22 protein-coding genes are annotated in these 24,136 nt (G+C 71.8%); 5 read left to right on the top strand and 17 right to left on the bottom strand.

Translation table 11 applies throughout. The annotated features are described in order from the left end of the window. Nucleotides 1–68: 68 nt before the first annotated feature. Both ACFYL6_RS21435 and ACFYL6_RS21440 read right to left on the bottom strand, forming a co-directional pair. A complete protein-coding gene (locus tag ACFYL6_RS21435; RefSeq protein ID WP_387173572.1) occupies nt 69–641 on the bottom strand; it encodes a peptide deformylase in 573 nt (190 codons plus the stop codon). After that, nucleotides 638–1,150, bottom strand: coding sequence for a glycine cleavage system protein R (locus tag ACFYL6_RS21440; protein WP_387173574.1), 513 nt, complete (start codon nt 1,148–1,150; stop codon nt 638–640). The genes ACFYL6_RS21435 and ACFYL6_RS21440 overlap by 4 nt, the downstream gene beginning before the upstream one ends. A gap of 96 nt (nt 1,151–1,246) precedes the next feature. Here ACFYL6_RS21440 and ACFYL6_RS21445 point away from each other — a divergent pair, with 96 nt between their 5' ends. After that, complete coding sequence (locus ACFYL6_RS21445) at nt 1,247–2,158, top strand: A/G-specific adenine glycosylase (RefSeq protein ID WP_387173576.1); 912 nt, start codon at nt 1,247–1,249, stop codon at nt 2,156–2,158. Nucleotides 2,159–2,523: 365 nt separating this feature from the next. On the opposite strand, the gene ACFYL6_RS21450 is transcribed toward ACFYL6_RS21445, so the two are convergent. The 3 genes from ACFYL6_RS21450 to lysS form a co-directional block, all read right to left on the bottom strand. Then, entirely contained in the window at nt 2,524–5,067 is a 2,544-nt protein-coding gene (locus ACFYL6_RS21450) for an ATP-dependent Clp protease ATP-binding subunit (RefSeq protein ID WP_238660073.1), read from the bottom strand. Nucleotides 5,068–5,671: 604 nt separating this feature from the next. After that, complete coding sequence (locus ACFYL6_RS21455; RefSeq protein ID WP_036392792.1) at nt 5,672–6,016, bottom strand: Lsr2 family protein; 345 nt, start codon at nt 6,014–6,016, stop codon at nt 5,672–5,674. Nucleotides 6,017–6,129: 113 nt separating this feature from the next. Continuing rightward, the gene (lysS, locus tag ACFYL6_RS21460) at nt 6,130–7,638 is read right to left on the bottom strand and encodes a lysine--tRNA ligase (RefSeq protein ID WP_387173578.1); all 1,509 of its coding nucleotides are present in this window, start codon (nt 7,636–7,638) and stop codon (nt 6,130–6,132) included. 87 nt (nt 7,639–7,725) lie between these two features. Here lysS and ACFYL6_RS21465 point away from each other — a divergent pair, with 87 nt between their 5' ends. Next, nucleotides 7,726–8,466, top strand: coding sequence for a class I SAM-dependent methyltransferase (locus ACFYL6_RS21465; RefSeq protein WP_387173580.1), 741 nt, complete (start codon nt 7,726–7,728; stop codon nt 8,464–8,466). Nucleotides 8,467–8,502: 36 nt separating this feature from the next. Here the strand turns inward: ACFYL6_RS21465 and ACFYL6_RS21470 are convergent, their stop codons facing one another. From ACFYL6_RS21470 to ACFYL6_RS21505, 8 genes are all read right to left on the bottom strand, one after another. Next, nucleotides 8,503–9,261, bottom strand: a complete 759-nt coding sequence (locus ACFYL6_RS21470; RefSeq protein WP_238660076.1) for a type III pantothenate kinase — start codon at nt 9,259–9,261, stop codon at nt 8,503–8,505. A 17-nt stretch (nt 9,262–9,278) separates the two neighbouring features. After that, nucleotides 9,279–10,172 carry a carboxylating nicotinate-nucleotide diphosphorylase gene (gene nadC, locus ACFYL6_RS21475; RefSeq protein ID WP_387173582.1) on the bottom strand — a complete coding sequence of 298 codons (894 nt, stop codon included), beginning with the start codon at nt 10,170–10,172 and terminating at the stop codon, nt 9,279–9,281. Beyond that, nucleotides 10,172–11,866, bottom strand: coding sequence for an L-aspartate oxidase (locus tag ACFYL6_RS21480; protein ID WP_387173584.1), 1,695 nt, complete (start codon nt 11,864–11,866; stop codon nt 10,172–10,174). The genes nadC and ACFYL6_RS21480 overlap by 1 nt, the downstream gene beginning before the upstream one ends. A gap of 98 nt (nt 11,867–11,964) precedes the next feature. Then, the gene (locus tag ACFYL6_RS21485) at nt 11,965–12,861 is read right to left on the bottom strand and encodes a septum formation family protein (protein WP_387173586.1); all 897 of its coding nucleotides are present in this window, start codon (nt 12,859–12,861) and stop codon (nt 11,965–11,967) included. A gap of 96 nt (nt 12,862–12,957) precedes the next feature. Beyond that, on the bottom strand, nt 12,958–13,386 hold the full coding sequence (gene panD / locus ACFYL6_RS21490; protein WP_030327945.1) for an aspartate 1-decarboxylase: 429 nt from the start codon (nt 13,384–13,386) through the stop codon (nt 12,958–12,960). A 44-nt stretch (nt 13,387–13,430) separates the two neighbouring features. Continuing rightward, nucleotides 13,431–14,279 (bottom strand): pantoate--beta-alanine ligase, encoded by an 849-nt coding sequence (gene panC / locus ACFYL6_RS21495; protein ID WP_387173589.1) that lies wholly within the window; start codon nt 14,277–14,279, stop codon nt 13,431–13,433. 55 nt (nt 14,280–14,334) lie between these two features. Next, nucleotides 14,335–15,309 carry a Rossmann-like and DUF2520 domain-containing protein gene (locus ACFYL6_RS21500; protein WP_387173591.1) on the bottom strand — a complete coding sequence of 325 codons (975 nt, stop codon included), beginning with the start codon at nt 15,307–15,309 and terminating at the stop codon, nt 14,335–14,337. A gap of 127 nt (nt 15,310–15,436) precedes the next feature. Further along, a complete protein-coding gene (locus ACFYL6_RS21505) occupies nt 15,437–16,006 on the bottom strand; it encodes a TetR family transcriptional regulator (protein ID WP_387173593.1) in 570 nt (189 codons plus the stop codon). Between the two features lie 120 nt (nt 16,007–16,126). Between ACFYL6_RS21505 and ACFYL6_RS21510 the strand changes: the two genes are divergently transcribed. The 3 genes from ACFYL6_RS21510 (at nt 16,127) to ACFYL6_RS21520 (ending at nt 19,679) form a co-directional block, all read left to right on the top strand. Further along, a complete protein-coding gene (locus ACFYL6_RS21510; protein WP_387173595.1) occupies nt 16,127–17,035 on the top strand; it encodes an SDR family oxidoreductase in 909 nt (302 codons plus the stop codon). A 92-nt stretch (nt 17,036–17,127) separates the two neighbouring features. After that, the gene (locus ACFYL6_RS21515) at nt 17,128–18,495 is read left to right on the top strand and encodes an SAM-dependent methyltransferase (protein WP_387173598.1); all 1,368 of its coding nucleotides are present in this window, start codon (nt 17,128–17,130) and stop codon (nt 18,493–18,495) included. Further along, nucleotides 18,492–19,679 (top strand): NADH-quinone oxidoreductase subunit D, encoded by a 1,188-nt coding sequence (locus tag ACFYL6_RS21520; RefSeq protein ID WP_238661369.1) that lies wholly within the window; start codon nt 18,492–18,494, stop codon nt 19,677–19,679. Before ACFYL6_RS21515 ends, ACFYL6_RS21520 begins: the two co-directional genes overlap by 4 nt. Before the next feature lie 18 nt (nt 19,680–19,697). Here ACFYL6_RS21520 and ACFYL6_RS21525 read toward each other — a convergent pair whose 3' ends face one another. The 4 genes from ACFYL6_RS21525 to ACFYL6_RS21540 all read right to left on the bottom strand — a co-directional run bounded on the left by ACFYL6_RS21525 (nt 19,698) and on the right by ACFYL6_RS21540 (nt 24,136). Then, nucleotides 19,698–21,407 carry a hypothetical protein gene (locus ACFYL6_RS21525; RefSeq protein ID WP_387173600.1) on the bottom strand — a complete coding sequence of 570 codons (1,710 nt, stop codon included), beginning with the start codon at nt 21,405–21,407 and terminating at the stop codon, nt 19,698–19,700. A 100-nt stretch (nt 21,408–21,507) separates the two neighbouring features. After that, complete coding sequence (locus ACFYL6_RS21530; RefSeq protein ID WP_387173602.1) at nt 21,508–22,512, bottom strand: glycine betaine ABC transporter substrate-binding protein; 1,005 nt, start codon at nt 22,510–22,512, stop codon at nt 21,508–21,510. Nucleotides 22,513–22,712: 200 nt separating this feature from the next. Continuing rightward, on the bottom strand, nt 22,713–23,453 hold the full coding sequence (locus tag ACFYL6_RS21535) for an ABC transporter permease (protein ID WP_387173604.1): 741 nt from the start codon (nt 23,451–23,453) through the stop codon (nt 22,713–22,715). After that, nucleotides 23,450–24,136, bottom strand: coding sequence for an ABC transporter permease (locus tag ACFYL6_RS21540; RefSeq protein WP_387173606.1), 687 nt, complete (start codon nt 24,134–24,136; stop codon nt 23,450–23,452). Before ACFYL6_RS21540 ends, ACFYL6_RS21535 begins: the two co-directional genes overlap by 4 nt.

The following is a 24,136-nucleotide window of genomic DNA, read 5'->3' on the forward strand; positions in this document are numbered from 1 at the left end:
GGCGCGACGCGCCGGAACCGATTCGAGGGGTAGGCCCGACCCTCCACTGAGGACAGATGGCTCACCGATCACAGGTAGACCTTGCGCTGGTAGACGGCGTGCGCACCGGCCACCCGGTCCAGGAAGAGTAGCCCCGCGCAGTGGTCGATCTCGTGCTGCAACGCCCGAGCCTCGAAGCCGTCGGTCACCAGCCGGACCGGCTCGCCGCTGCCCGGCAGGTCACCCTCCACCACCAGCCGGCTGGCCCGCTTCACGTCCCCGGTCAGGTCCGGCACCGACATGCAGCCCTCCCGGCCCGGCTTCCACCGCGTCGCCTCGACCACCCGCGCGTTGCACAACACGAAGATGCCGTGCACCGTCACCGCCTTCGGGTGCCCGGTCACGTCGACGGCGAAGACCCGAGCGCCCACCCCGATCTGGGGCGCGGCCAGCCCGACGCAGCCCGGCGAGACCTTCATGGTGGCTATCAGGTCGGCCGCGAGTTGGACCGTCTCCTTGGCCGTGGGGTCGACCTCGTCCGCCGCCCGACTCAGCACCGGGTGCGGGGCGGACACCACCGGCCGCACCTCGCCCGGCACGTCCAGCGACTCCGGTGTCCAGTCCCCCAGGCCGACCTCCGGCCCACGCTCCTCGCCCGTCACAACAGATCCGGGTCCGCCGGCCGGAGGGTGACCTCCACGCCCAGCTCCGCAGCCGTCCGGTGCAGCCGGTCGATCAGAGTGTCCGCCACACCGGCCGGCAACTCGACTTCCGCCAGGACCACGTAGAGCGCACCGGTCAACCGGGTACTCAGGTCGGTGACATTCCCCCCGGCGTCCACCAGCACCCGCGTCATCGCCGCGACGATCCCCATCCGGTCCGAACCGTGCACCGCCATCACGTACGGCTCACCCGCCGGAGGTACATCGCCGTCCGGGGTGACCGCGCGTACCGTCGCCAGCAGCTGGCCCTCGGCGGCCAGCGGCGCCAGGGCGGCCTCGACCTCGGCGGCAGCCGGACCGGTGCAGATGAGGGTCATCGCGAAATGCCCCCGCAGCCGCGTCATCGTGCTGTCGGTGAGGTTCGCGCCCAGTCCGGCCAGCACCTCCGCGACGTCGGCCACGATGCCCGGCCGGTCCCGACCGATGACGGTGATCGCGAGCTCGTTCATCCGCGCATTCTCCCCCGTCCGCCGAACGACGACGTGGCACCCCGCCCGAGCCGCCCACCCAACGGGAACGCCGGGCGTGACATCATCGACGACGCCATGACTCAACCCGACTTCGCCACCCTGGTCAGCCGGTGGTTCCAGCAGCACGCCCGTGACCTGCCATGGCGCGAGCCCGGGGTCACCCCGTGGGCCATCCTGGTCAGCGAGGTCATGCTCCAGCAGACACCAGTGGTCCGGGTGGTGCCGGCCTGGCAGGCATGGCTGGCCCGCTGGCCGGAGCCGGCCGCGTTGGCGGCGGACACGCCGGCCGAGGCGATCCGGATGTGGGGACGCCTCGGCTACCCCCGCCGGGCGGTCCGGCTACGCGAGTGCGCCGTCGCGATCGTCGACCGGCACGGCGGCCAGGTGCCGGACCGGCTGGAGCAACTGCTGGCACTGCCCGGCGTCGGCACCTACACGGCGCGGGCGGTGGCCGCCTTCGCGTACGGGCAGCGGCACCCCGTCGTCGACACCAACGTACGGCGGGTCGTGTGCCGGGCGGTGGCCGGCGAACCGGACGCCGGACCGGTCACCCGACCGGCCGACCTGGTCGCCACCGAAGAGCTGCTCCCCACGGAACCCGCCGCGGCGGCGCTGGCCAGCGCCGCGTTCATGGAACTGGGCGCGGTGATCTGCACCGCCCGGTCACCGCGCTGCACGGCCTGCCCCGTCGAGTCGGTCTGCGCCTGGCGGGCGTCCGGCCAGGAGGCGCCCGCGGGGCCAACCCGCCGACCCCAGCGGTACGCGGGCACCGACCGACAGGTCCGCGGCCTGCTGCTCGGAGTGCTCCGGGACAGCACCGGGCCCGTCCCACACCAGCGGCTGGACCAGGTCTGGACCGACGACGTGCAACGCGCCCGCGCCCTCGCCGGCCTGGTGCAGGACGGGCTTGTCGAACCCGCCGGCACCGACTCCTTCCGCCTGGTCGGCGACGGCCCGTCCCTCCCAACCGCCGACCTCACCACCTGACCGTCGGCACGCGCCGCACGCCCGGCACGCCCGCCGCAAGATCGCGCTCGATCCTGGATGTAGTGGTGTCGGGCGCGCCGATGGCACTACATCCAGGATGTTGCGCGATCTTGTGGGCGGTGGCCTGCACCGGGAGCGAGGCAGGACACCGCTGAGCTCACCGCCCTGCCCACCGTCACGCCCCACAACATCAGGGAAAGTGCTGCCTCCGGACGCCGGGAGGCAGCACTTTCCCTGATGTTGCGCGGATCTTGCAGGGGCGGGCTACGTGAGGCGGGTGCGGTGGGTTTTGGCCTGTGGGGTGGCGCAACAAGCCGGGGCCCCGGTGGCTTACGCCACCGGGGCCCCGCCCACTGCTGGTTGTGTTACTCGTCCACGCCTGCGGCGGCGGTGCCAGCGGCGGTGCCACCGAGGTCGGCCGGGACGGCGTCCGGAACTTCAACCGGCTTGTCCGAGCCCCGGAAGACGAGCTTGGAATTGTCGATGTCATCCGGGTCGCCTTCGCAGTCGACCACGACGATCTGACCGGGGGTCAGCTCGTTGAACAGGATCCGCTCGGAGAGGTTGTCCTCGATGTCGCGCTGGATCGTGCGACGAAGCGGACGGGCACCCAGCACCGGGTCGAAGCCCTTCGCGGACAGGTACTTCTTGGCGTTGTCGGTCAGCTCCAGACCCATGTCCTTGTTCCGCAGCTGGCCCTCGATCCGCTGGATCATGATGTCCACGATCGAGAGGATCTCGCTCTGGCGCAGCTGGTGGAAGACGATGGTGTCGTCGATCCGGTTGAGGAACTCAGGCCGGAAGTGCTGCTTGAGCTCGTCGTTGACCTTCTGCTTCATCCGGTCGTAGTTGGACTCGGAGTCCTCCGACTGCTGGAAGCCCAGCGACACCGCCTTGGCGACGTCGCGGGTGCCCAGGTTGGTGGTCAGGATGATGACCGTGTTCTTGAAGTCCACGATCCGACCCTGACCGTCGGTGAGCCGACCGTCTTCCAGGATCTGCAGGAGCGTGTTGAACACGTCCGGGTGGGCCTTCTCGATCTCGTCGAAGAGGACCACCGAGAACGGCCGACGCCGCACCTTCTCGGTCAGCTGCCCGCCCTCGTCGTAGCCGACGTAGCCGGGAGGGGCACCCACGAGCCGGGAGACCGTGTAACGGTCGTGGAACTCGGACATGTCCAGCTGGATGAGGGCATCCTCGCTGCCGAAGAGGAACTCGGCGAGCGCCTTGGACAGCTCGGTCTTACCGACACCGGACGGGCCGGCGAAGATGAACGAGCCCGACGGGCGCTTCGGGTCCTTCAGGCCGGCCCGGGTACGCCGGATCGCCTTCGAGACCGCCTTGACCGCGTCCTCCTGGCCGATGACGCGCTTGTGCAGCTCGTCCTCCATGCGCAGCAGGCGCGAGGTCTCCTCCTCGGTCAGCTTGTAGACCGGGATGCCGGTCCAGTTGCCGAGCACCTCGGCGATCTGCTCGTCGTCAACCTCGCTGACGACGTCCAGGTCACCGGCCTTCCACTCCTTCTCCCGCTGAGCCTTCTGGCCCAGGAGCTGCTTCTCCTTGTCGCGCAGCTGGGCGGCGCGCTCGAAGTCCTGCGCGTCGATCGCGGACTCCTTGTCGCGACGCACCTGGGCGATGCGCTCGTCGAAGTCACGCAGGTCTGGCGGCGCGGTCATCCGACGGATCCGCATCCGGGCACCGGCCTCGTCGATCAGGTCGATCGCCTTGTCCGGAAGGAAGCGGTCGGAGATGTACCGGTCGGCCAGGGTCGCGGCAGCCACGAGAGCTGCGTCGGTGATGCTCACCCGGTGGTGAGCCTCGTAGCGGTCACGCAGGCCCTTGAGGATCTCGATGGTGTGGGCCAGCGACGGCTCACCCACCTGGATCGGCTGGAAGCGGCGCTCGAGAGCGGCGTCCTTCTCCAGGTGCTTGCGGTACTCGTCGAGCGTGGTGGCACCGATGGTCTGCAGCTCACCACGGGCCAGCATCGGCTTGAGGATGCTCGCGGCGTCGATCGCGCCCTCGGCGGCACCCGCACCCACCAGGGTGTGGATCTCGTCGATGAACAGGATGATGTCGCCGCGGGTGCGGATCTCCTTGAGCACCTTCTTGAGGCGCTCCTCGAAGTCACCGCGGTAGCGGGAACCGGCGACGAGCGCGCCCAGGTCGAGCGTGTAGAGCTGCTTGTCCTTGAGGGTCTCGGGCACCTCGCCCTTGATGATCTTCTGGGACAAGCCCTCCACCACGGCGGTCTTACCGACGCCGGGCTCACCGATCAGGACCGGGTTGTTCTTGGTACGGCGGGAGAGCACCTGCATGACCCGCTCGATTTCCTTCTCGCGCCCGATGACCGGGTCGAGCTTGCCCTCGCGGGCGGCCTGAGTCAGGTTGCGGCCGAACTGGTCCAGCACCAGGCTGGTCGACGGCGCGGCCTCACCCGGCGCGGCGCCCGCAGCAGCAGGCTCCTTGCCCTGGTAGCCGGAGAGCAGCTGGATCACCTGCTGGCGGACCCGGTTGAGGTCGGCGCCGAGCTTGACCAGCACCTGGGCGGCGACGCCCTCGCCCTCGCGGATCAGCCCGAGCAGGATGTGCTCCGTGCCGATGTAGTTGTGGCCGAGCTGCAGCGCCTCGCGCAGCGACAGCTCCAGCACCTTCTTGGCCCGCGGCGTGAACGGAATGTGCCCGCTCGGCGCCTGCTGGCCCTGGCCGATGATCTCCTCGACCTGCTGGCGGACGCCCTCCAGGGAGATGCCGAGGCTCTCCAGGGCCTTTGCCGCGACGCCTTCACCTTCGTGGATCAGGCCCAGCAGGATGTGTTCCGTACCGATGTAGTTGTGGTTGAGCATCCGGGCCTCTTCTTGGGCCAGGACGACAACCCGTCGCGCTCGGTCGGTGAACCGCTCGAACATGCCCTCGTGCTCCTCACGTGCCGTGCGCCTTGATGGTCAAGATCTTGGCGGGGCCGGTGCACGAACGTCCAGGACGGGCGTCCGTGCCTCCTTACTCTATCGTCGCTGACCGACTCAGCTGAGGTCGTGTGTCTCTGGTCTGGGTCGGTTCCACGTCGTTTTGAACAACCGTCCGCGCTCAGGAGGTGTTCCGGTAGCCCTGTCGCTACGCGCAGAGCGAAATCCGACTGGCTCCACGGAAGCCCGATCCGGGGTCCGAAGGCGTTCCGGGAGGCTCCGGGAGGGCGGACCGGGGGTCGCGACGAGCGCCGCGCCCAGCCCTGGGGGAGGTTGTCCACAGGCTGTGGATAGTTGCTCCACTGGTTGTGGACAACGTCGGTCGACCCGGAATGCTTCCCGCCCCGGACGGGCCCGGCGACGCCGCCCCGGCCAACCGAGCGAGGCCGCCCCGACCGACCCGGCGACGGCCGCCCCGAAACGGCGATGCCGGCTCAAACCGGACACGGCGACGCCGCCCGGATACGGCGACGCCGGCCCGGAGAACTCCTCCGGCCCGGCGTCGGTGTCGCCTGCGGTGGCGGCTGGCCACCAAACTGCTGACGGATCAGCGCTTCGCGTGGAACTCGTCCACGATCTCCTGCGGGATACGACCCCGGTCCGAGATGTCCTTGCCGGCCTTCTTGGCCCACTCCCGGATCGCCTTGTTCTGCTCCCGATCGGCGGTCGCGCCACCGCGACCGCGGGCAGCCCGCCCACCGATCACGACACCGCCCCGGCCGACCTTGGTGCCGGCACCGACGTACGACGCAAATGCATCGCGCAATTTCGCGGCGTTGGCGCTCGACAGGTCGATCTCGTACTGAACGCCGTCGAGGGCGAACTTGACGGTCTCGTCCGCGTCCCCGCCGTCCAGGTCATCGACCAGCTTGTGAATGATCTGCTTGGCCACGTCCCACATTCCTTTCGAGCAGGGTGCTCCTGCTAACGAGAGCACAATAACCCGTGCGCCGCTCGTCGCGTCAATAGGACCCGGTTACGGCTCGGTGTGAGCCCGGAGGAGGACTACTCCGGGCGGACCAACGGGAAGAGGATCGTTTCCCGAATTCCGAGCCCGGTCAGGGCCATCAACAGCCGGTCGATTCCCATTCCCATACCGCCGGCCGGCGGCATTCCATACTCCATGGCCCGAAGGAAGTCCTCGTCGAGACGCATCGCCTCGTCGTCGCCACGGGCGGCCAACTGCGCCTGGGCCACCAGCCGTTCCCGCTGCACGACCGGGTCGACCAGCTCGGAGTACGCGGTGCCCAACTCGAAGCCGAGCACGTAGAGGTCCCACTTCTCCGCCAGCCCCGGCTCGCTGCGGTGGGCCCTGGTGAGCGGGCTCGTCTCCTCCGGGTAGTCCCGTACGAAGGTGGGCGCCTCCAGGCCGGGAACGACCAGTTCCTCGAACAACTCCTCGGCCAGCTTGCCCGGGCCCCACTTCGGGTCCACGGCCAATCCCACCTTGTCCGCGTACTCCACGAGGCGGGAGCGTTCGGTGCGAACGGTGACCTCCTCGCCCAGTGCTTCGGAAAGCACGCCGAACAACGTCACGGACCGCCACTCGCCGCCCAGGTCGAACTCCCGACCGTCGGCGTGGGTCACCACCGTCGAGCCGCTCACCGCGATCGCCGCCTGTTGCACGAGATTGCGGGTCAACTCGGCCATCGTGTCGTAGTCGCCGTACGCCTGGTACGTCTCCAGCATCGCGAACTCCGGCGAGTGCGAAGAGTCGACACCCTCATTACGGAAGTTGCGGTTGATCTCGAAGACGCGGTCGACACCGCCGACCACAGCGCGCTTGAGAAACAGTTCCGGAGCGATTCGCAGATACAGATCGGTGTTCAACGCATTGCTGTGGGTCACGAACGGTCGGGCCGCCGCGCCTCCATGCAGCAGTTGCAACATCGGCGTTTCCACCTCGATGAAGCCCTGCCCGTGCAGTGAATCGCGCAGACTGCGTACCGCGGCGGCCCGGGTACGCACCATCTCCCGTGCCTGCGGCCGGACAATCAGGTCGACGTAACGCTGCCGGACGCGCGCCTCCTCGGAGAGGGGCTTGTGGGCCACCGGCAACGGTCGCAGCGCCTTGGCGGTCATCTCCCACTGCTGGGCCAGCACCGACAGTTCGCCCCGGCGGCTGGTGATCACCTCACCGGTGACGCCGACGTGGTCGCCGAGGTCGACGAGGCGCTTCCACGCCTCCAGCCGCTCCGGCCCGACCCGGTCCAGGGACAGCATCGCCTGCAACTCGGTGCCGTCGCCGTCCCGCAGGGTCGCGAAGCAGAGCTTCCCCGTGTTGCGCACGAAGATCACCCGGCCGGTGACCGCGACCTGGTCGCCGGTCGCGGTGTCGGTCGGCAGGTCGGCGTAGCGCGCCCGGACCTGCGCGAGGGTGGTGGTACGGGGGAAACCGACCGGGTAGGGCTCGACGCCCTCGGCGAGCATCCGGTCCCGCTTCTCCCGGCGGACCTTCATCTGCTCGGGAAGGTCGTCGGCGGGGTCCACTGGCACGGGGTTCTGCTCGCTCACGGCACGCTTCCTCGTCACGGAGATACAGGGGTCAGGCCCGAGCGTACTCAAGCGGTCCGGAGGCCGTTACGGGATAACCTGCCCGTCATGGTCGATCACACTCACGCCCTGTCGTTCGGCGTCGCTGCGGGTGATTACGACCGCTTTCGACCACGTTATCCCGAGGCTGCGGTCCGCTGGGCGCTCGACGGGCTGAGCGAGGCCCGGGTGGTCGATCTCGCGGCGGGCACCGGCATCCTGACACGTGGCGTGCTGGCCCTGGGCCACGAGGTTGTACCGGTGGAGCCCGATCCCGGGATGCGGACACAACTCGCCGCCAGCACCCCGGGCACGACGGCCCTGGCGGGCAGCGCCGAGACCATGCCGCTGCCCGACTCGGCGGCGGACGCGGTGCTGGTCGGGACGGCGTACCACTGGTTCGACCGGGAGCTCGCACACGCCGAGATCGCCCGCGTGCTCCGTCCCGGCGGCACCTTCGCCCCCATCTGGAACATCCGGGACGACAGCGTCGACTGGGTGGCCGAGCTGGGTCGCATCGCCCACTTCGGGGACAAGTCGACCCTCCAGCTCATCGGCGAGCACCCCGACTTCGGCCCCGCGTTCGGCACCGTCGAGCAGCGCGAGTTCACGCACCGCACCACACTCACGCCGGACGAGCTGCTCGGCGTGGTCCGCACCCGCTCGTACTGGCTCACCGCCACCAGGGAGGATCAGCAGCGGGTCGAGCGGGAGCTGACCGAACTCCTGAACACGCACCCCGCCCTGGCTCGCCGGGACACCGTCGAGCTGCCGTACCGGACGCTGGTGCTGCGCGCCCGGCGGCGCTGACGCCCGCCTGGAGGCCGGCCCCGACGGCGGCCGGGGTCACAGGTTGCGTTCGTAGACCATCCGCAGGCCGATCAGCGTGATCATCGGCTCGTGGTGGGTGATGCTGCGACACTCGTTGATCACCAGCGAGGCCAGGCCGCCGGTGGCGATCACCGCCCGCACCTCGCCCAACTCCTCGGTCATCCGCTCGACGATCCGGTCCACCTGCCCGGCGAAGCCGAAGTACAGGCCGGCCTGGAGGCACTCCACGGTGTTCTTGCCGATCACCGAGCGGGGCTTGGTGGCCTCGACCTTGCGCAGCTGCGCGGCCCGGGCGGCCAGCGCGTCGAAGGAGATCTCGATGCCCGGGGCGAACGCCCCACCGAGGAACTCACCGCGCTCGCTGATCACGTCGAAGTTCGTGGTGGTGCCGAAGTCCACAACGATCGACGGGCCGCCGTAGAGGGTGTACGCGGCCAGGGTGTTCACCACCCGGTCGGCGCCGACCTCCTTCGGGTTGTCGATCGCCAACTGCACGCCGGTGCGCACTCCCGGCTCGACCACCACGCTCGGCAGGTCGGCGTAGTAACGCTTGAGCATGGTGCGCAGCGACCGCAGCGCGGCCGGCACCGTGGAGCAGGCGGCCACACCGGTGATCTCGACGTTGTCCCCGGCGAGCAGACCCCGGAACATCAGGCCCAGCTCGTCCGCCGTCGAACGGGCATCGGTCTTGATCCGCCAGGAGTGCACCAGCTTGTCGCCGTCGAACGTCGCCAGCACGGTGTTGGTGTTTCCGATGTCGATGCAGAGCAGCACGCACGCAGCCTAGACAACTACTCCGTACGCAGGTCCAGCGCGATGTCCAGGATCGGCGACGAGTGGGTCAACGCGCCCACCGAGAGGAAGTCCACGCCAGTGGCCGCGTACCGGCCGGCCACCTCCAGGGTCAGCCCGCCGGTCGCCTCCAGCTCCGCCCGGTCACCCACCGCGGCCACCGCCTCGGCCAGCAGCTCCGGCGTCATGTTGTCGCAGAGCAGGAAGTCGGCCCCGGCCTCCACCGCCTCCACCGCCTCGTCGACGGTGGTCACCTCGACCTGCACCGGCACCTCCGGGAACGCCTCCCGGACCCGCCGATAGGCCGCCGTGATGCCCCCGGCCGCCAGCTTGTGGTTGTCCTTGATCATGGCCACGTCGTAGAGGCCCATCCGCTTGTTGGTGCCGCCGCCGGCCCGCACCGCGTACTTCTCCAGCGCCCGCAGGCCCGGCGTCGTCTTGCGGGTGTCCAGCACCATCGCCTTCGTGCCGGCCAGCGCGTCCGCCCACGCCCGGGTGTGGGTGGCCACCCCGGACATCCGGCAGAGCAGGTTGAGCGCCGTCCGCTCGGCCGTCAGCAGCAGCTGGGTCGGGCCGGTCACCGTCGCCAGCACGTCGCCGCGGGCCACCCGCTCGCCGTCGCGGGCCAACACCGACACCTCGACGGTACGACCGAAGCCCGTCACCTCGCCCACCAGCTCGAACACGGCGGCGGCCACGGCCATCCCGGCCATCACCCCGTCCGCGCGGGCCACCAGGTCGGCGGTGTCGGTCTGCTCCGCCGGAATGGTGGCCACGCTGGTGACGTCCAGGAAATCCGGGCCCAGATCCTCGCCCAGCGCGCCCTCGATCACCTGCCGCACCAACGCCGGATCCAGCCCGGCCGCCCGCAACGCCGCCTGCGTCGACTCCATCACGAGTTTCCCTCCCACTGTTGCGTCACCCGGCCCTGCGTCCCGACCGCCCCGACCAGATGGCCCAGCCACCGTTCGTCGGCCGTCGGGAAGTCCTCCCGCCAGTGACAACCCCGGGTCTCACCACGGGCGTACGCGGCGGCGACAAGCGTCGACGCCACGGTGAGCAGGTTCGTCGCCTCCCAGTCGGCGGTCCGTGGCCGGCCCCGGGCAACGCCCAACTCGGTCAACGTCCCGGCCGTCTCGGCCAGCGTCGCCGCGGATCGGAGCACCCCGGCCCCCCGGGTCATCGCCCGTTGCAGGGTCGGCGTCACCTCCGCGGGCAGCACCCAGCCGGTACCCCCGCGCCAGGCGCCGGTGTCCGCCGGCTGAGCCTGCTCGGGCAGGCCGGCCGCGATGTCCTCGGCGATCCGCCGGGAGAAGACCAGACCCTCCAGCAGTGAGTTGCTGGCCAGGCGGTTCGCGCCGTGCACGCCCGTGCAGGCCACCTCGCCGCAGGCGTACAGGCCGGGGATGGAGGTCCGGCCGCGCAGGTCGGTCCGGACCCCGCCGGAGGCGTAGTGGGCCGCCGGCGCCACCGGGATCAGGTCGGTCGCCGGGTCCACGCCGATCGCCAGGCAGGACGCCACGATGGTGGGGAACCGACCGGCCAGGAAGTCGCCGCCCAGGTGCCGTGCGTCGAGGAAGACGTGGTCCGCGCCGGTGGCCAGCAGCACCCGGTGGATGCCCTTGGCCACCACGTCCCGGGGTGCCAGCTCGGCCAACTCGTGCTGGCCCACCATGAACCGCTTGCCGTCGGAGTCCACCAGGTACGCGCCCTCGCCGCGCAGCGCCTCCGAGACCAGCGGCTGCTGCGCGTGCCCGGCACCGGGCACCCCCGCGCCGGGCGGGGTGATCAGGGCGGTCGGGTGGAACTGGACGAACTCCACGTCGGTCACCGCCGCGCCGGCCCGCAACGCCAGCGCCACCCCGTCCCCGGTGGAGACCGCCGGGTTTGTGGTGGCCGAGAAGATCTGGCCCATCCCGCCGGTGGCGAGCACCACCGCACGGGCCAGCAGCGCGCCGACGCCGTCCTCGCTGCCCTCACCCAACACGTGCAGGGTGATCCCGCAGGCCGGGCCGAGCCCATCCGGGCCGTCGCCGGGCGCGCGCAGCAGGTCCAGTACGAGGGCGTGCTCGACCAGCCGGATCCACGGGTCGCGCTGCACCGCGGCGTGCAGGGCCCGCTGCACCTCCGCGCCGGTGGCGTCCCCGCCGGCGTGCACGATCCGGTCCGCCCGGTGGCCGCCCTCGCGGGTCAGCATCAGCGAACCGTCGGGGTGACGATCGAACTCGGCGCCAATCCGCATCAGCTCACGGAGCCGGGTCGGGCCCTCCTCGACCAGCACCCGGACCGCCGCCGGGTCGCACAGCCCCACCCCGGCGATTTCGGTGTCCCGGGCATGGGCCGCCGGTGTGTCGGCCGGGTCGAGCACGGCGGCGATGCCGCCCTGCGCCCACCGGGTCGAGCCGTCGTCAATGTTGACCTTGGTTACCACCGTGACGTGCAGACCTGCCTCCCGCAGGTGCAGCGCCGCGGTCAACCCGGCCACGCCGGAACCCACCACGATCACGTCGGTGGTCTCCACCCAGCCGGGCGCGGGCGCGGCCAGCAACGCGGGCAGGGCAGGCAGGTCGACGGTCGGGAGGTCCATCCCCCCAGTCAACCCGAACCATCCTCGCCCGGGGCGGCGGGGGCGGGACGAGTGTTTTGGGCTACCCCGTCCGGCGCGCGTGGCGCGTCAGGCCGTGGTCACTTCGTCCGGACCGGTAGCCCCGCCGGGCCCGCGCCCTTCAGCGAGGCGGTCACCGTACGGTGGCTGAGCCACAGATAGCAGCGGACGCCCCGGTCACCGACCTTCCAGCGCCCGGCCCCCGGCGGTCGGACCACCACACCGCTGCGGACGGGCAGTGTGGCGTCGTCCGGAACGCCCACGTACCGGGCGAGGACGCTGCGACAACCCGTGTAGAGCGGCGCCCAGTCGGCATCCCGGGTCGGGTACGCCCGGTCCGGTGCGCGCCACACCCCGACGAACTCGGCGTCGTGCTGTTTGCCGCACTCCACCGGGGTCAGCGTCAGCACCCCCCGGCCGGCGCCACCGCGGGTCTGCTGGCAACCGAGGCGCAGCCCGGTGGGCCCCTTCAACGCGTCCCGCAGACTGCCCGACCGGACCACCACGGTGGCCGCCGCCTCGACCGTGGTCAGCTCGGTGAGGTCGCACCGGAACCACCGGGAACCCGCCGCCCAGCCCGGCCCGTTGGGCAGCGCCACGGACAGCCGCAGCCGGCCCGCCCGCCAGTCGTCACCCACGTAGCCGGTTGCACGGGTGTCGCACTCGGCGAACGCGCCGCGCAGCTCCGGCGAGCCACCCGCCGGAGCGGTCGTCCGTTCGGCTGGGAACACCCCGACATGCACGGTTTCCAGGCGGTGCGGCCCGGCGCAGTCCACCGGCTCGTAGCTGGCCAGGCCGACCAGATCGGTGAAGTCGGCGGCGTGACACACACCGGCGGCCGGGGTGAACGCCGACGGTGCCGGCAACGCCGCCCAGTCGTCGGTCAGATCACCGTCCAGGCCCCCGGACCCGGCACAGCCCACCAGCAGCGCCGCCGTGGCAACAGCGGCGAACAGGGTCGTCATGGCACGGCGCATCGCGGCCTCCCCCAGCCACCGACCGGCTTCCGCCAGCGTGCCCAGGGTAACCGGAAATGACCTTCCGGTAACAGACCGGAATCGCGGTACGCGGGATCAGACTCCGGACACGGCCAGCGGGCTGGGCACCGGGTTCCCGGCCGTGCCGGGTGCCGCCGCGGCCGGGTCGGCACCCAACTCGATCACCCGGTTGTCGGCGTCGACGTGCACGACCCGTGGCCGGTAGGACCGGGCCTCGGCATCGTCCATCTGCCCGTACGAGATCAGGATGACCAGGTCACCGGGGTGCACCAGGTGCGCGGCGGCACCGTTGATGCCGATCACGCCGCTGCCCCGCTCGCCCGGAATCACGTACGTCTCCAGCCGGGCGCCATTGGTGATGTCCACGATCGCCACCTGCTCGCCGGGGAGCAGGTCGGCGGCGTCGAGCAGATCCTCGTCCACAGTCACCGAACCGACGTAGTGCAGGTCGGCCTGGGTCACCGTGGCCCGGTGGATCTTCGACTTGAGCATGGTCCGCAACATCAGGGTGGCCTTTCGCGGGATTGGTGGAGGGTGGTGCGGCCGGGTCACGGACGCGGGGCGAGGTGGATCGCCGCGTTGTCGATCAACCGGGTGGCGCCCACCCACGCGGCGATCACCAGCCGGGCCGGCCCGGACACCGGCCCCGGTTCCAAGTCGGGATCGGTGAGCACCAGGTAGTCGAGGCGGGCACCGGGCGTACCGGCCCCGAACGCGGCGTGCGCGGCGGTCAGCACCGCCCCCGCGTCCAGGCCGTCGTCGGCGGCCCGCGCACCGGCCCGCAGCGCGGCGGACAGACTCAGCGCGGCGGCCCGCTCCGGCTCGCTCAGGTAGCGGTTGCGGCTGGAGAGCGCCAGGCCGTCCGGCTCCCGGACGGTCGGCACGCCGACCACCTCGACCGGCACATCCAGGTCACGAGCCATCCGTCGGACCAGGGTGAGCTGCTGGTAGTCCTTCTCGCCGAAGAACGCCAGGTCCGGCCGGGTGAGCTGGAGCAGCTTCAACACCACGGTGAGTACGCCGTGGAAGAAGCCGGGACGACTCGCCCCCTCCAGCTCCGCGCCGAGCGGGCCCGGATCGAGGCGTACGCGGGGCTGCCCGTCCGGGTACATGTCCGCCACCGACGGGGCGAAGACCAGATCCGCGCCCGCCCGCCGGCACACCTCCAGGTCGTCGTCGAGGGTGCGCGGGTAGCGGTCGAAGTCCTCGTTCGGCCCGAACTGCAACGGGTTGACGAAGATCGTCACCAGCACGTGGTCGGCCTGTTCCCGGGCCGCACGCAGCAACGTCTCGTGCCCGGAGTGCAGCGCGCCCATGGTCATCACCACCCCGACCGTGCCCTTCAGCCCGGCCCGCGCCTCGGCCAACTCGGCGCGCGTGTGCACGACCTGCGTCACAGCGACACCTCGGTTCGCGACTGCGGGGCTCGCAAGATCGGCTCACTCCTCACGCTCACGCCGCCACCTCCCGGCTCGTCTCGGCGAGCACGCCGAGCAGCGACTGGGCGTCCACCGGTCGCAGCCGGCCGGCGGCGATCGCCCGGTCGGCGGTACGGCGGGCCAGCGCCAGGTACGCGGGGACCGACTCCGGCGCGGTGGCGGCCAGCCGGGCCAGGTGTCGCTCGACAGTGCCCGCGTCGCCGCGGGACACCGGCCCGGTCAGCGCGTCGTCACCGAGGCGCAACGCGTTCTCCAGGGCGGCCCGCAGCAGCGGGGCGAGCACCTTCTCCGGGCGGGACACCCCGGCGTCCCGCAACCGGTCGGTCGCCTCGTTGACCAGGGTCACCAGGTGGTTCGCGCCGTGGGCCAGCGCGGCGTGGTAGAGCGGGCGGTCCGCCTCGGCCACCCACTCCGGCACGCCACCCAGGTCGGCCACCAGCCGGGCGGCCAGCGGGCGCAACTCCGCCGGGGCGGTCACCCCGTACGAGATGCCGTCCAGCCGGGCCAGGTCGTCCGGCGTACCGGTGAAGGTCATGGCGGGGTGCAGGGCGAGCGGCCGGGCGCCCGCAGCGACGGCCGGCCGCAGCACGGCCAGGCCGTGCGCTCCCGAGGTGTGCGCGACGATCTGACCCGGATGCAACGCACCCCGCTCCGCGAGGTCGGCCACCACGCCGGCCAGGGTGTCGTCCGGTACCGCGATCAGCAGCAGGTCGGCGGCGGCGTGCGCCACGGCGGTGACCGGACAGCGGGGCACCTCGGGCAACAGCAGGGCGAGGCGGGCGCGGCTGGCCCCGGAGCTGCCGGAGACGGCAACCACCCGGTGCCCGGCGGCGGCGAGCGCGGCACCCAGCACGGCACCGACCCGACCGGCGCCAACGACACCGACGGTGAGTAGACGGGAGGTGGCGCGGGCGCCGGGAACGGCGCGATCCCACGAGGCGGCGGGCCCGAGTGGGCCGGCCGGGCGCGGGCGCAGCGGTGCGCTCATGACGACGATCCAGTCCTCGAGAAGGGGTACCGGTCGATCGCAAGTATGCGCCCGCGTCACGGGGCCGAAACAGAAGGTGTGAAAACGTTCACCACCGAAGGAAGAGCCCGGTAGTGACCGGTCGGCCTCAGCCCGGGGCCGTCGTGAGCGTGCGTAGTTCGGTGGCCACCTCGGCGATCAGGTCGGCGAACGAGCCGCCATCGCTCTCGGGTGCGACCCAGCGGGCGAGCGCCACCCGGAAGACCATCACACCGGACTCGGTCGCCAGGGCGGCGGTCGTCTCGCTGAAGCCCTTGGCACGCAGAGCGGCGGCGACCGCGGCCGTCAGCGAGCTCGTCTTGCGCAGCTCACGCTCCTGCAACTCGGGACTACTGGCAATGATCGACTGGCGCATCCGGACCAGCTCGAGGCGGTCGGTGAAGATCTGCTCCGCCACCTGGCGGAAGGCGGCGACGACCGCCTCGAACGGCCCGGCGTCCGTCTCGGCCACCGCCTTGACCAGAACCTCCTCCAACTGCTCGCCGCCGCTGAAGAGCGCCTCGCGTTTGTCGCCGAAGAGTCGGTAGAAGGTGCGCTTGTCGAGCCCGGCTCGGGCGGCGATGTCGGCGACCGTCGTCTGCTCGAAGCCGCGCTCGCGGAACAGCTCGAAGGCGGCCGCCTCCAGGCGGCCACGCGCGTCGGGTTGCCAGCGGGCCATGCGGCGATGGTATCCGATGTCACGCTGCGACATTCTTTCCGGCCGAGCCATGTCACATTGCGACATCGTGCGGTACGGTGATGTCACAAGGCGACATGACCATCTCACAAAGGAACCGCCATGCGCGTATTCGTCACCGGTGCCTCCGGCCACCTCGGCTCCGCGGTCGTACCGAAACTGATCTCCGCCGGACACGACGTCGTCGGCCTGGCCCGCTCCGACACGTCCGCCGCCGCGATCGAGAAGCTCGGCGCCGAGGTACGCCGTGGCGACCTCTCCGACCTCGACGCGCTTCGGGAGGAGGCGGCCGGCTCCGACGGGGTGGTCCACCTGGCGTTCCGCCACGACCTCCTGGTCACCGGCGACCTGGCCGGCGCCGCCGAGGTCGACCTGGCGGCTCTCACGGCACTCGCCGACGGCCTGGCCGGCTCCGGCAAGCCCTTCGTCGGCACGGGCGGGACAGCAATGCTCGTGCTGGGCGGCATCGTCGGCCGCCCCGGCACCGAACGCGACACCTTCCCGGGCGGTGGCTACCGGATCGACGCGGAGAACTTCGTGGCCGGCCTCGCCGCCCGCGGTGTGCGCTCCTCCGTCGTCCGGCTCCCCATCGTGCACAGCTCGCTGGACCACGTCGGCTTCCTCACCACCATCATCGCGGCGGCCCGGCAGCACGGGTACGCCGCGTACGTCGGCGAGGGCACCAACAGGTGGTCGGCCGTGCACACGCTCGACGCGGCCGAGCTCTACCGACTCGCCCTCGAAAAGGCCCCGGCCGGTGCGCGCCTGCACGCTGTCGGCGACGCGGGAGTCCCCTTCCGGCAGATCGCCGAGGCCGTCGGCCGCAAGCTCGACATCCCGGTCCGGAGCATCAGTCCCGACGAGGCGAACGGGTACTTCGGCTTCCTCGAGACGTTCGCGCAGCTGGACAACCCGACGTCGTCCGCCGTCACGCGCGAGCTGCTGGGCTGGACCCCCGCCCACCCCGACCTGATCGCCGACCTCAACGCGGGGCACTACTTCCAGGCGTGAACCACGACCGCGCGGCCGGGGATCACGAGTCGCGCCGGAACCGGTGACCGTAGGGTCGGCACGGTGACACACCCTGAACGCGGAGGGAACTGATGTCGATCCGGTGGCGGGACGCGATGAGCCAGGCCCTCTACGGGCCGCACGGCTTCTTCGTCGCCGGCGCCGGGCCGGCCGACCACTTCCGAACCAGCGTGCACGCCTCCCCAGCCTTCGCCACCGCGCTGCTACGGCTTCTCACTCAAGTCGACACAGCCCTCGGGCATCCAGCCCGCGTGGACGTGGTCGACGTGGGCGCTGGACGGGGGGAACTGTTGCTCACCCTGCTCAGGCTCGTCGCGTCGGACAGCGCCGTCGGGGTTGCGGTGGGGGTTTCCGGGGAGCCCGCCCGCTCCGGGCGGTCAGGCTTGATCCCTGCGCGGGCGGGCTCCCCGGAAACCCTGACTTCCGCGGCCTCCGTCCGTCGGTCAGCCGACGATCCGTCGTCGGTCACCGTTCGTCCGTCGCTTGCGGAACGCGTGCGCTTCACAGCGGTGGAGTACGCGACCCGCCCCGAGAACCTTCCCGAAGAGATCACCTGGACGTCTGAGATTCCTGGTGAGATCACCGGGGTGCTGCTGGCAACCGAGTGGCTCGACAACGTGCCGCTGGACCTGGCAGTGCACACCGAGGACGGCTGGCGATACCTGTTGGTCGACCCGGAGAGCGGTGTCGAGTCGGTTGGCGAGCTGGTCGACGCTGCCGACCTCGACTGGCTGACCACCTGGTGGCCCAGCACCACGAGCCCTGCCGCCGACGGCGACCCGACCTCGGGCACCACGAGCCCAGCCACCGCCGACGGTGACCCGACCTCGGGGTTGACCGGGACGGGCGCGACAAGCGGAAGCGAGTCGGGTTTCCGGGCAGCCCGGCCGGCGCAGGGATCAAGCCTGACCGCCCGGAGCCGGCCGGGCTGCCCGGAAACCCCCCACAGCGCGCGGCCGGAACCCATGCACAGCGGATGGCGGGCCGAGATCGGTCGGACCAGGGACCATGCCTGGGCGGATGCGGTCGGCAGGATCAGCCGAGGGCTGGCGGTCGCGGTGGACTACGGGCATCTGCGGGAGGGGCGGCCTATCGACAGGACGTTGACCGGGTATCGGGGTGGGCGGCAGGTGCCTCCGGTGCCGGACGGGTCGAGTGATGTGACCGCGCACGTGGCCATGGACTCGGTCGCCTCCGCTGGTGCGGCGGTCGCCCGGTGCGCGTACTCCCTGGTCTCCCAGCGGGAAGCGCTGCGGGCGCTCGGGGCCGACGGCGGGCGACCGCCGCTCAGCCTGGCCGGCACCGACCCGGCCGGCTACGTGCGGGCGCTGGCCGCCGCGTCGGCGGTGGCCGAGCTGACCGACCCGGCCGGGCTCGGCGGGCACCTGTGGTTGCGCCAGCCGGTCGGCATCCCCCTCGGGCCGGCCGTGGCACGATGACGGGCATGACCACCGACGCCGGGGCCCTCCGTGAACTGACCGTCGGCACCGGAGCCGGCCTGGTCGCCGGCACCGGTGATCAGCAGCTCGGCACCGACATGGTGTTGAACATCGGGCCGCAGCACCCCTCCACCCATGGTGTGCTGCGGTTGAAGCTGGTGCTCGACGGCGAACGGGTGGTCGCCTGCGAACCGATCGTCGGTTACATGCACCGGGGCGCCGAGAAGCTCTTCGAGGTGCGTGACTACCGGCAGATCATCGTGCTCGCCAACCGGCACGACTGGCTCTCGGCGTTCTCCAACGAGCTGGGTGTGGTGCTCGCGGTGGAACGCCTGATGGGCATGGAGGTGCCGGAGCGGGCCACCTGGCTGCGGATGGCCCTCGCGGAGCTGAACCGGGTGCTCAACCACCTGATGTTCCTCGGCTCGTACCCGTTGGAGATCGGGGCGATCACGCCGATCTTCTACGCGTTCCGGGAACGCGAGACCATCCAGGCGGTGATGGAGGAGGTCTCCGGCGGCCGGATCCACTACATGTTCAACCGGGTGGGTGGCCTCAAGGAGGAGGTGCCGTACGGGTGGACCGGGCGGGCACGCGCGGCCATCGGTGAGGTGCGCCGCCGGTTGCCCGACCTGGACCACCTGATCCGGCGCAACGACATCTTCCTGGCCCGTACCGTCGGCGTGGGCGTGCTGTCCGCCGCGGACGCCGCCGCGTTCGGCGCGTCCGGGCCGGTGGCCCGGGCCTCCGGGCTCGACCTGGACCTGCGCCGCGACGACCCCTACCTGGCCTACGACGAGCTGGACGTGCCGGTGGTCACCAAGACCGCCGGCGACTGCCACGCCCGTTTCGAGGTGCTGCTCGACCAGGTGTACGCGTCGCTGGACCTCGCCGAGCAGTGCCTCGACCGGGTGGACCGGCTGACCGGGCCGATCAACACCCGGCTGCCGAAGGTGCTCAAGGCGCCGGAGGGGCACACGTACGCCTGGACGGAGAACCCGCTCGGCATCAACGGCTACTACCTGGTGTCCCGGGGCGAGAAGACGCCGTGGCGGTTGAAGTTGCGCACCGCCTCGTACGCGAACGTCCAGGCGTTGGCCACTCTGCTTCCCGGCTGCCTGGTCCCGGATCTGATCGCGATCCTCGGCTCGATGTTCTTCGTGGTCGGCGACATCGACAAGTGATAGGGGTCGCCTGACCGGTCAGCGCCAGCGGTCGGCGGGTGGGGCGCCACCGGCACGCGGCACGTCGTCCTGGGGTGGGTAGCCGTAGCGCTCGTCGACCCGCCGCCGGCCGGTCCGCTCCGGCGCGGGTTCCGCCTGGTGGCCGCGTTGACGCGGTGGGCGCCACTCGTCCGGCACCGGCACGCCGCCGACCGGCAGCGCGGGCCGTCCCGGCTCGGCCCGTCGGCCACCGTCGCGGTCGTGGCGGCGCGCCGGCTCGTCCCGGGGGTACGACTCCCGCTCCTCGTACCGGCGCGGCTCTTCATACCGGCCGGCGTCTTCGTGGCGGCGCGGCTCCTCATACCGGCCGGCGTCCTCGTGGCGGCGCGGCTCCTCGTGGCGGACGGCGTCTTCGTGGCGGCGCGGCTCCTCGTGGCGGACGGCGGCCCAGCGGTCGGCCACCCGGTACTCGGTGCCGGTGGCGTCGGCGTGCACCTCGGCCCGGCGTTCGCCGACCCGCAGCTCGCGGCCGTTCTCGTCGTCGCGGACGGCGGCCCAGCGGTCACCGGCCCGCAGCTGCGACCAGTACTCGCCGGTGTCGTCGGCCCGCAGCGGCGGCCCGGGCTGCGGCGCTGCGGCGCCCGCCCGATCACGCTGCTCCGACCAGCCCTGATCGTCCGGGCTGTCCCAGGAGCCCGCCGCCGGCCGCTCCGGGGTGCGGTGCGACCGGGCCGCCGGGGCGGGCTCGTCGGGCTGGGCGTACGCGTCGCGCCGATCGGTCCACTCCGGTTCGTCCCGGCGGCCCGTCCAGCCCGGCTCGTCGCCGTATCCGGCTCGGGGGCGCTCCTCCGGCTCGCTCCTCGCTCGGCCGGCCGGGCGGGGGCGCTCGTCCGCGTCGCCGCCCCGGGTCCACTCCTGCGCGGGTGGGGTCCACTGACCGGCGTACCCGCCGCCGTAGCGCCCGGCCGGCTCGGCCGGGCCGCCGTCCACCACTGTGTGTCGGGTGGTGACGTGCACGGTCTCGGTGTGTCGGACCACGCCACCCGGCCGGTGCGCCGCCTCCGGGCGGTCGTGTTCCCGGGGGCGGGCCGAGCCGTACGCGGTGGCGGCCGGCCGTTCCCCGCCGTACATCCCGGTAGCGGCCGGCGGTTCGGGGGCCTCCCGTGCGTACGCCGGCTCGTCGTCGTCCGGGTGCTCGGGGCGCCCCCAGCGGGGCGCGTCGTCGGGGCCGGCCACCCGGGCGCGGCCGGCCGGCGCGTCCAGCGGGACCCGGCTACGGGCCACCGGCGCGTCGTCCACCGGCGGCTCGACGGCGGTCACCCGCGCCCGTCCGGCGCCGGCCGGTTCGGCAGCGGGGACGGCACCGGCGAGGGCCGCACCGCTGGCGTCGAGGCGGCGGCGCACCGCGGCGATCCCCTCCTGGGCCCGTTGCGCCTGGTCGAGGGCCTGGTTCCCGCGCTGGGCGGCGGCCACGATCTCGCTGCGCAGCTCCCGACGCAGTTCCTCGATCTCGTCCAGCAGCTCGTCCGTCCGCGCCGAGGCGCCCTCGCCGTCCGGCCGCAGCGCGATGGAGAGACCGATCAGCACCACCGCGAGAATGGCGAGCACCGCGGCGAAGCGCAGCGGGCCGTTGCCGTCGGCCACCAGCAGGATCAGCGCCGCCACCGGCGCGAGAGCGACGCCCGCCCAGAAGAGCATGGTCAGCAGCGATGGTTGACGCCGGGCGTCAGAGGTGGCCGGGGCTGGCATGGATGTGCAGCCTACCCACGATATCCGGCGGAGGGAACGGGGTCCCCGGCACGCACGGACGCCCCCGCCCGGTCGGGGCGGGGGCGTCCTCAGCACGTGCTCAGCTGGTGGCGAAGGCGCCATCCGAGGAGAAGATCAGACCCACGCTGATCGAACCGTCGCGCAGCCCGCTCTTGGTCAGCGGCCCGCCCTGGTCGAGCGAGGAGAACTTGCCGACCGACAGCCCGTACGTCTTCTCCAGGCCCGGCTTGCAGAACGGACGCTGCTCGCACTCCGGCGGGCCACCGAGCACGGTCGCGCTGCCGGAGCACTTCGACGCCAGCTCGGAGAGGGTCCGTACGCCGTACTTGTCGGCGAAGGCCTGGGTCACCGCGAAGGCGTTCTGGTCCTGTGCGGCGGCCGGGGTGCCGAAGGTGAGGCCGGCCTTGTCGCCCTCGGCCTTGAGCGCGGTCACCGTCGTGTTGATGTCCGGTGAGGAGACCGGCTGTGCGTTCTGGCCGTTGGCCTTGGTGTTGAGGAACTCGGCCATGGTCGCCGCGTACTCCGGGACGACCTGGATCTCGCCCTTCTCCAGAGCCGGCGCGTACAGCTCCCGGTTGCCGATCTGCTGCACCTTGACCTGGTAGCCGGCGGCGGTGAGCGCGATCCGGTACAGCTCACCCAACGTCTGACTCTCGGCGAAGTTGCCGGCGCCCACCACGATGTTGCCGCCCGGGCCCTTGGCGATGCCCGCGGTGAGGTTGTTCGCGCTGGCGAACTCCTCGGCCGCCACCTTGGGGGTCTTGCGGTCCTCGTTCACCGCCTTGTTGAGCTGGATCAGCTTCGGGGTGTCCAGCGCGGCGGAGACCTTGTCCAGTGCGGCGAGCAGCTGCGGGTTGGCCGCCTTGCTGTTGACCGCGGGGATGACGTTGTCGGAGTTCTGGAGCTTCTTGTCGTCCTGCAGAGCGATGAGCTGCTGGCCCGCGACCGGGGCGCACCCGGCGCCGGAGGCGCTCGTCTGCGGTGCGTCGGTGCCGGACGAGCCGGCGTCACCGCAGCCGGTGAGGAGTGCTGCCCCGGCGAGGGCGCTGACCGCCCCGATCGCCAGACGTGTACGTGCGCGCATGTGCCCGCCTTCCGTGTCCCGGCGCGGCCCGTCCCGGGCCGGCCGCGTGTCCGACGGGCGATCCTGACTGTCGGCCGCCCGCGAATGTCCACCCAACATGCTCCGCAACCGACCGACAACTTGGGATGGACTTCGTCACCCCATCGTCACCGATTTGACGTGCGTGGGTCGTCAGCTCGACGCGGACTCACCCGGACGGGTCAGGCGCTCCCGGTGGCGTCGGCGGCACGGGGCCGCCCGAGGCGCTGCCGCCCGCGCCGCAGCGGCTTGGGGGTGACCAGCCGTTCGACGCCGCCGAGGACCACCTCGGCCAGCAGCGCGAGCCCGGCCACCAGCACACCGCCGGCGACGATCTGCCCGCCGCCGGCCGCGATACCGATACCGAAGCCGGTCCGGATGATCTGGCCCAGGCCGCCGCCGTTGACGAAGGAGGCCAACGCCGCGGTCGCGATCACCTGGACCGCCGCGGTGCGGAAGCCGGCCGCCAGGTAGGGCACCGCGAGCGGCAACTCCACCCGGCGCAGCAGCTGTGCGCTGGACAGACCCATCCCCCGGGCCGCGTCGCGGGCCTCCGGGTCCACCTGCCGCACCCCGGTGTACGCGTTGGCCAGCAGCGGCGGCACGGCGAAGACGGCCAGTGCCACCACGACCGGCGTCTTCCCGAAGCCGCTGGCGAAGACGACCGGCAGGATGGTCAACAGCGCCAGGGTGGGGATGGCCAGGGTGGCGTTGGAGATCAGCACCACGAGGCCGCCACCTCGGCCGAGGTGCCCCAGCCAGAGCCCGAGCGGCCAGGCCACCAGGCAGCCGAGCGCCACCGCCAGGGCGGAGATCGTCAGGTGCTCGCCGAGCCGGTCCAGCATGCCGCCGGGGTTGGTCCAGTTCAGTGGGTCGTTGATCCAGGTGATCGCCTGGCCGATCGGGTTCGCCGTGACGGTCACCGTGCCCTCCGGGTGGACCAGGGGGTCACCAGCCGGGCGACCAGGATGAGCAGCAGGTCGAGGACGATCGCGAGCGCCACGCAGAGCAGCGCGGCGGTCATGATCTCGGCCTTGTAGAGGTTGTTCTGGAAGCCCGCGAAGATCAACTGCCCGAGCCCGCCGTGCCCGACCAGCACCCCGACCGTGACCAACGCCACAGTCGAGACGGTCGCCAGCCGTACGCCGGTCACGATGCCCGGCAGCGCCAGCGGCAGGTCGATCCGGAACAGCCGCCTCCACCGGCCGTAACCCATGCCCTCGGCGGCCTCGCGAACCTCCGGGGGCACCTGGTTGAGACCGGCCACCACGTTGCGCACGATCAGCAGCAGCGCGTAGAGGACCAGCCCGACCAGCACCGTGGTCGCCCCGGTGCCCAGGTAGGGCGCGATGAACGCGAAGAGCGCCAACGACGGGATGGTGTAGACCACCCCGCTGACGGCGAGGACCGGACCGGCGAGCGGACGGAACCAGTACGCCAGCACGGACAACGGCAGGGCGATCAGCACCGCGATCAACACCGCCCGCCCGGTGAGAGAGGCGTGTTCGCGCACCGCGGCGAGGATCGTGTCAGAGTTGTCCCGCACGTACTGCCAGGAGAACCAGGGGTTACCCGGGTCGGCCCGGTAGCTCAGGCGGAAGGACAT

Origin of the sequence: Micromonospora sp. NPDC007208 (assembly GCF_042869175.1) — a bacterium.
GTDB classification, from domain to species: domain Bacteria; phylum Actinomycetota; class Actinomycetes; order Mycobacteriales; family Micromonosporaceae; genus Micromonospora; species Micromonospora foliorum.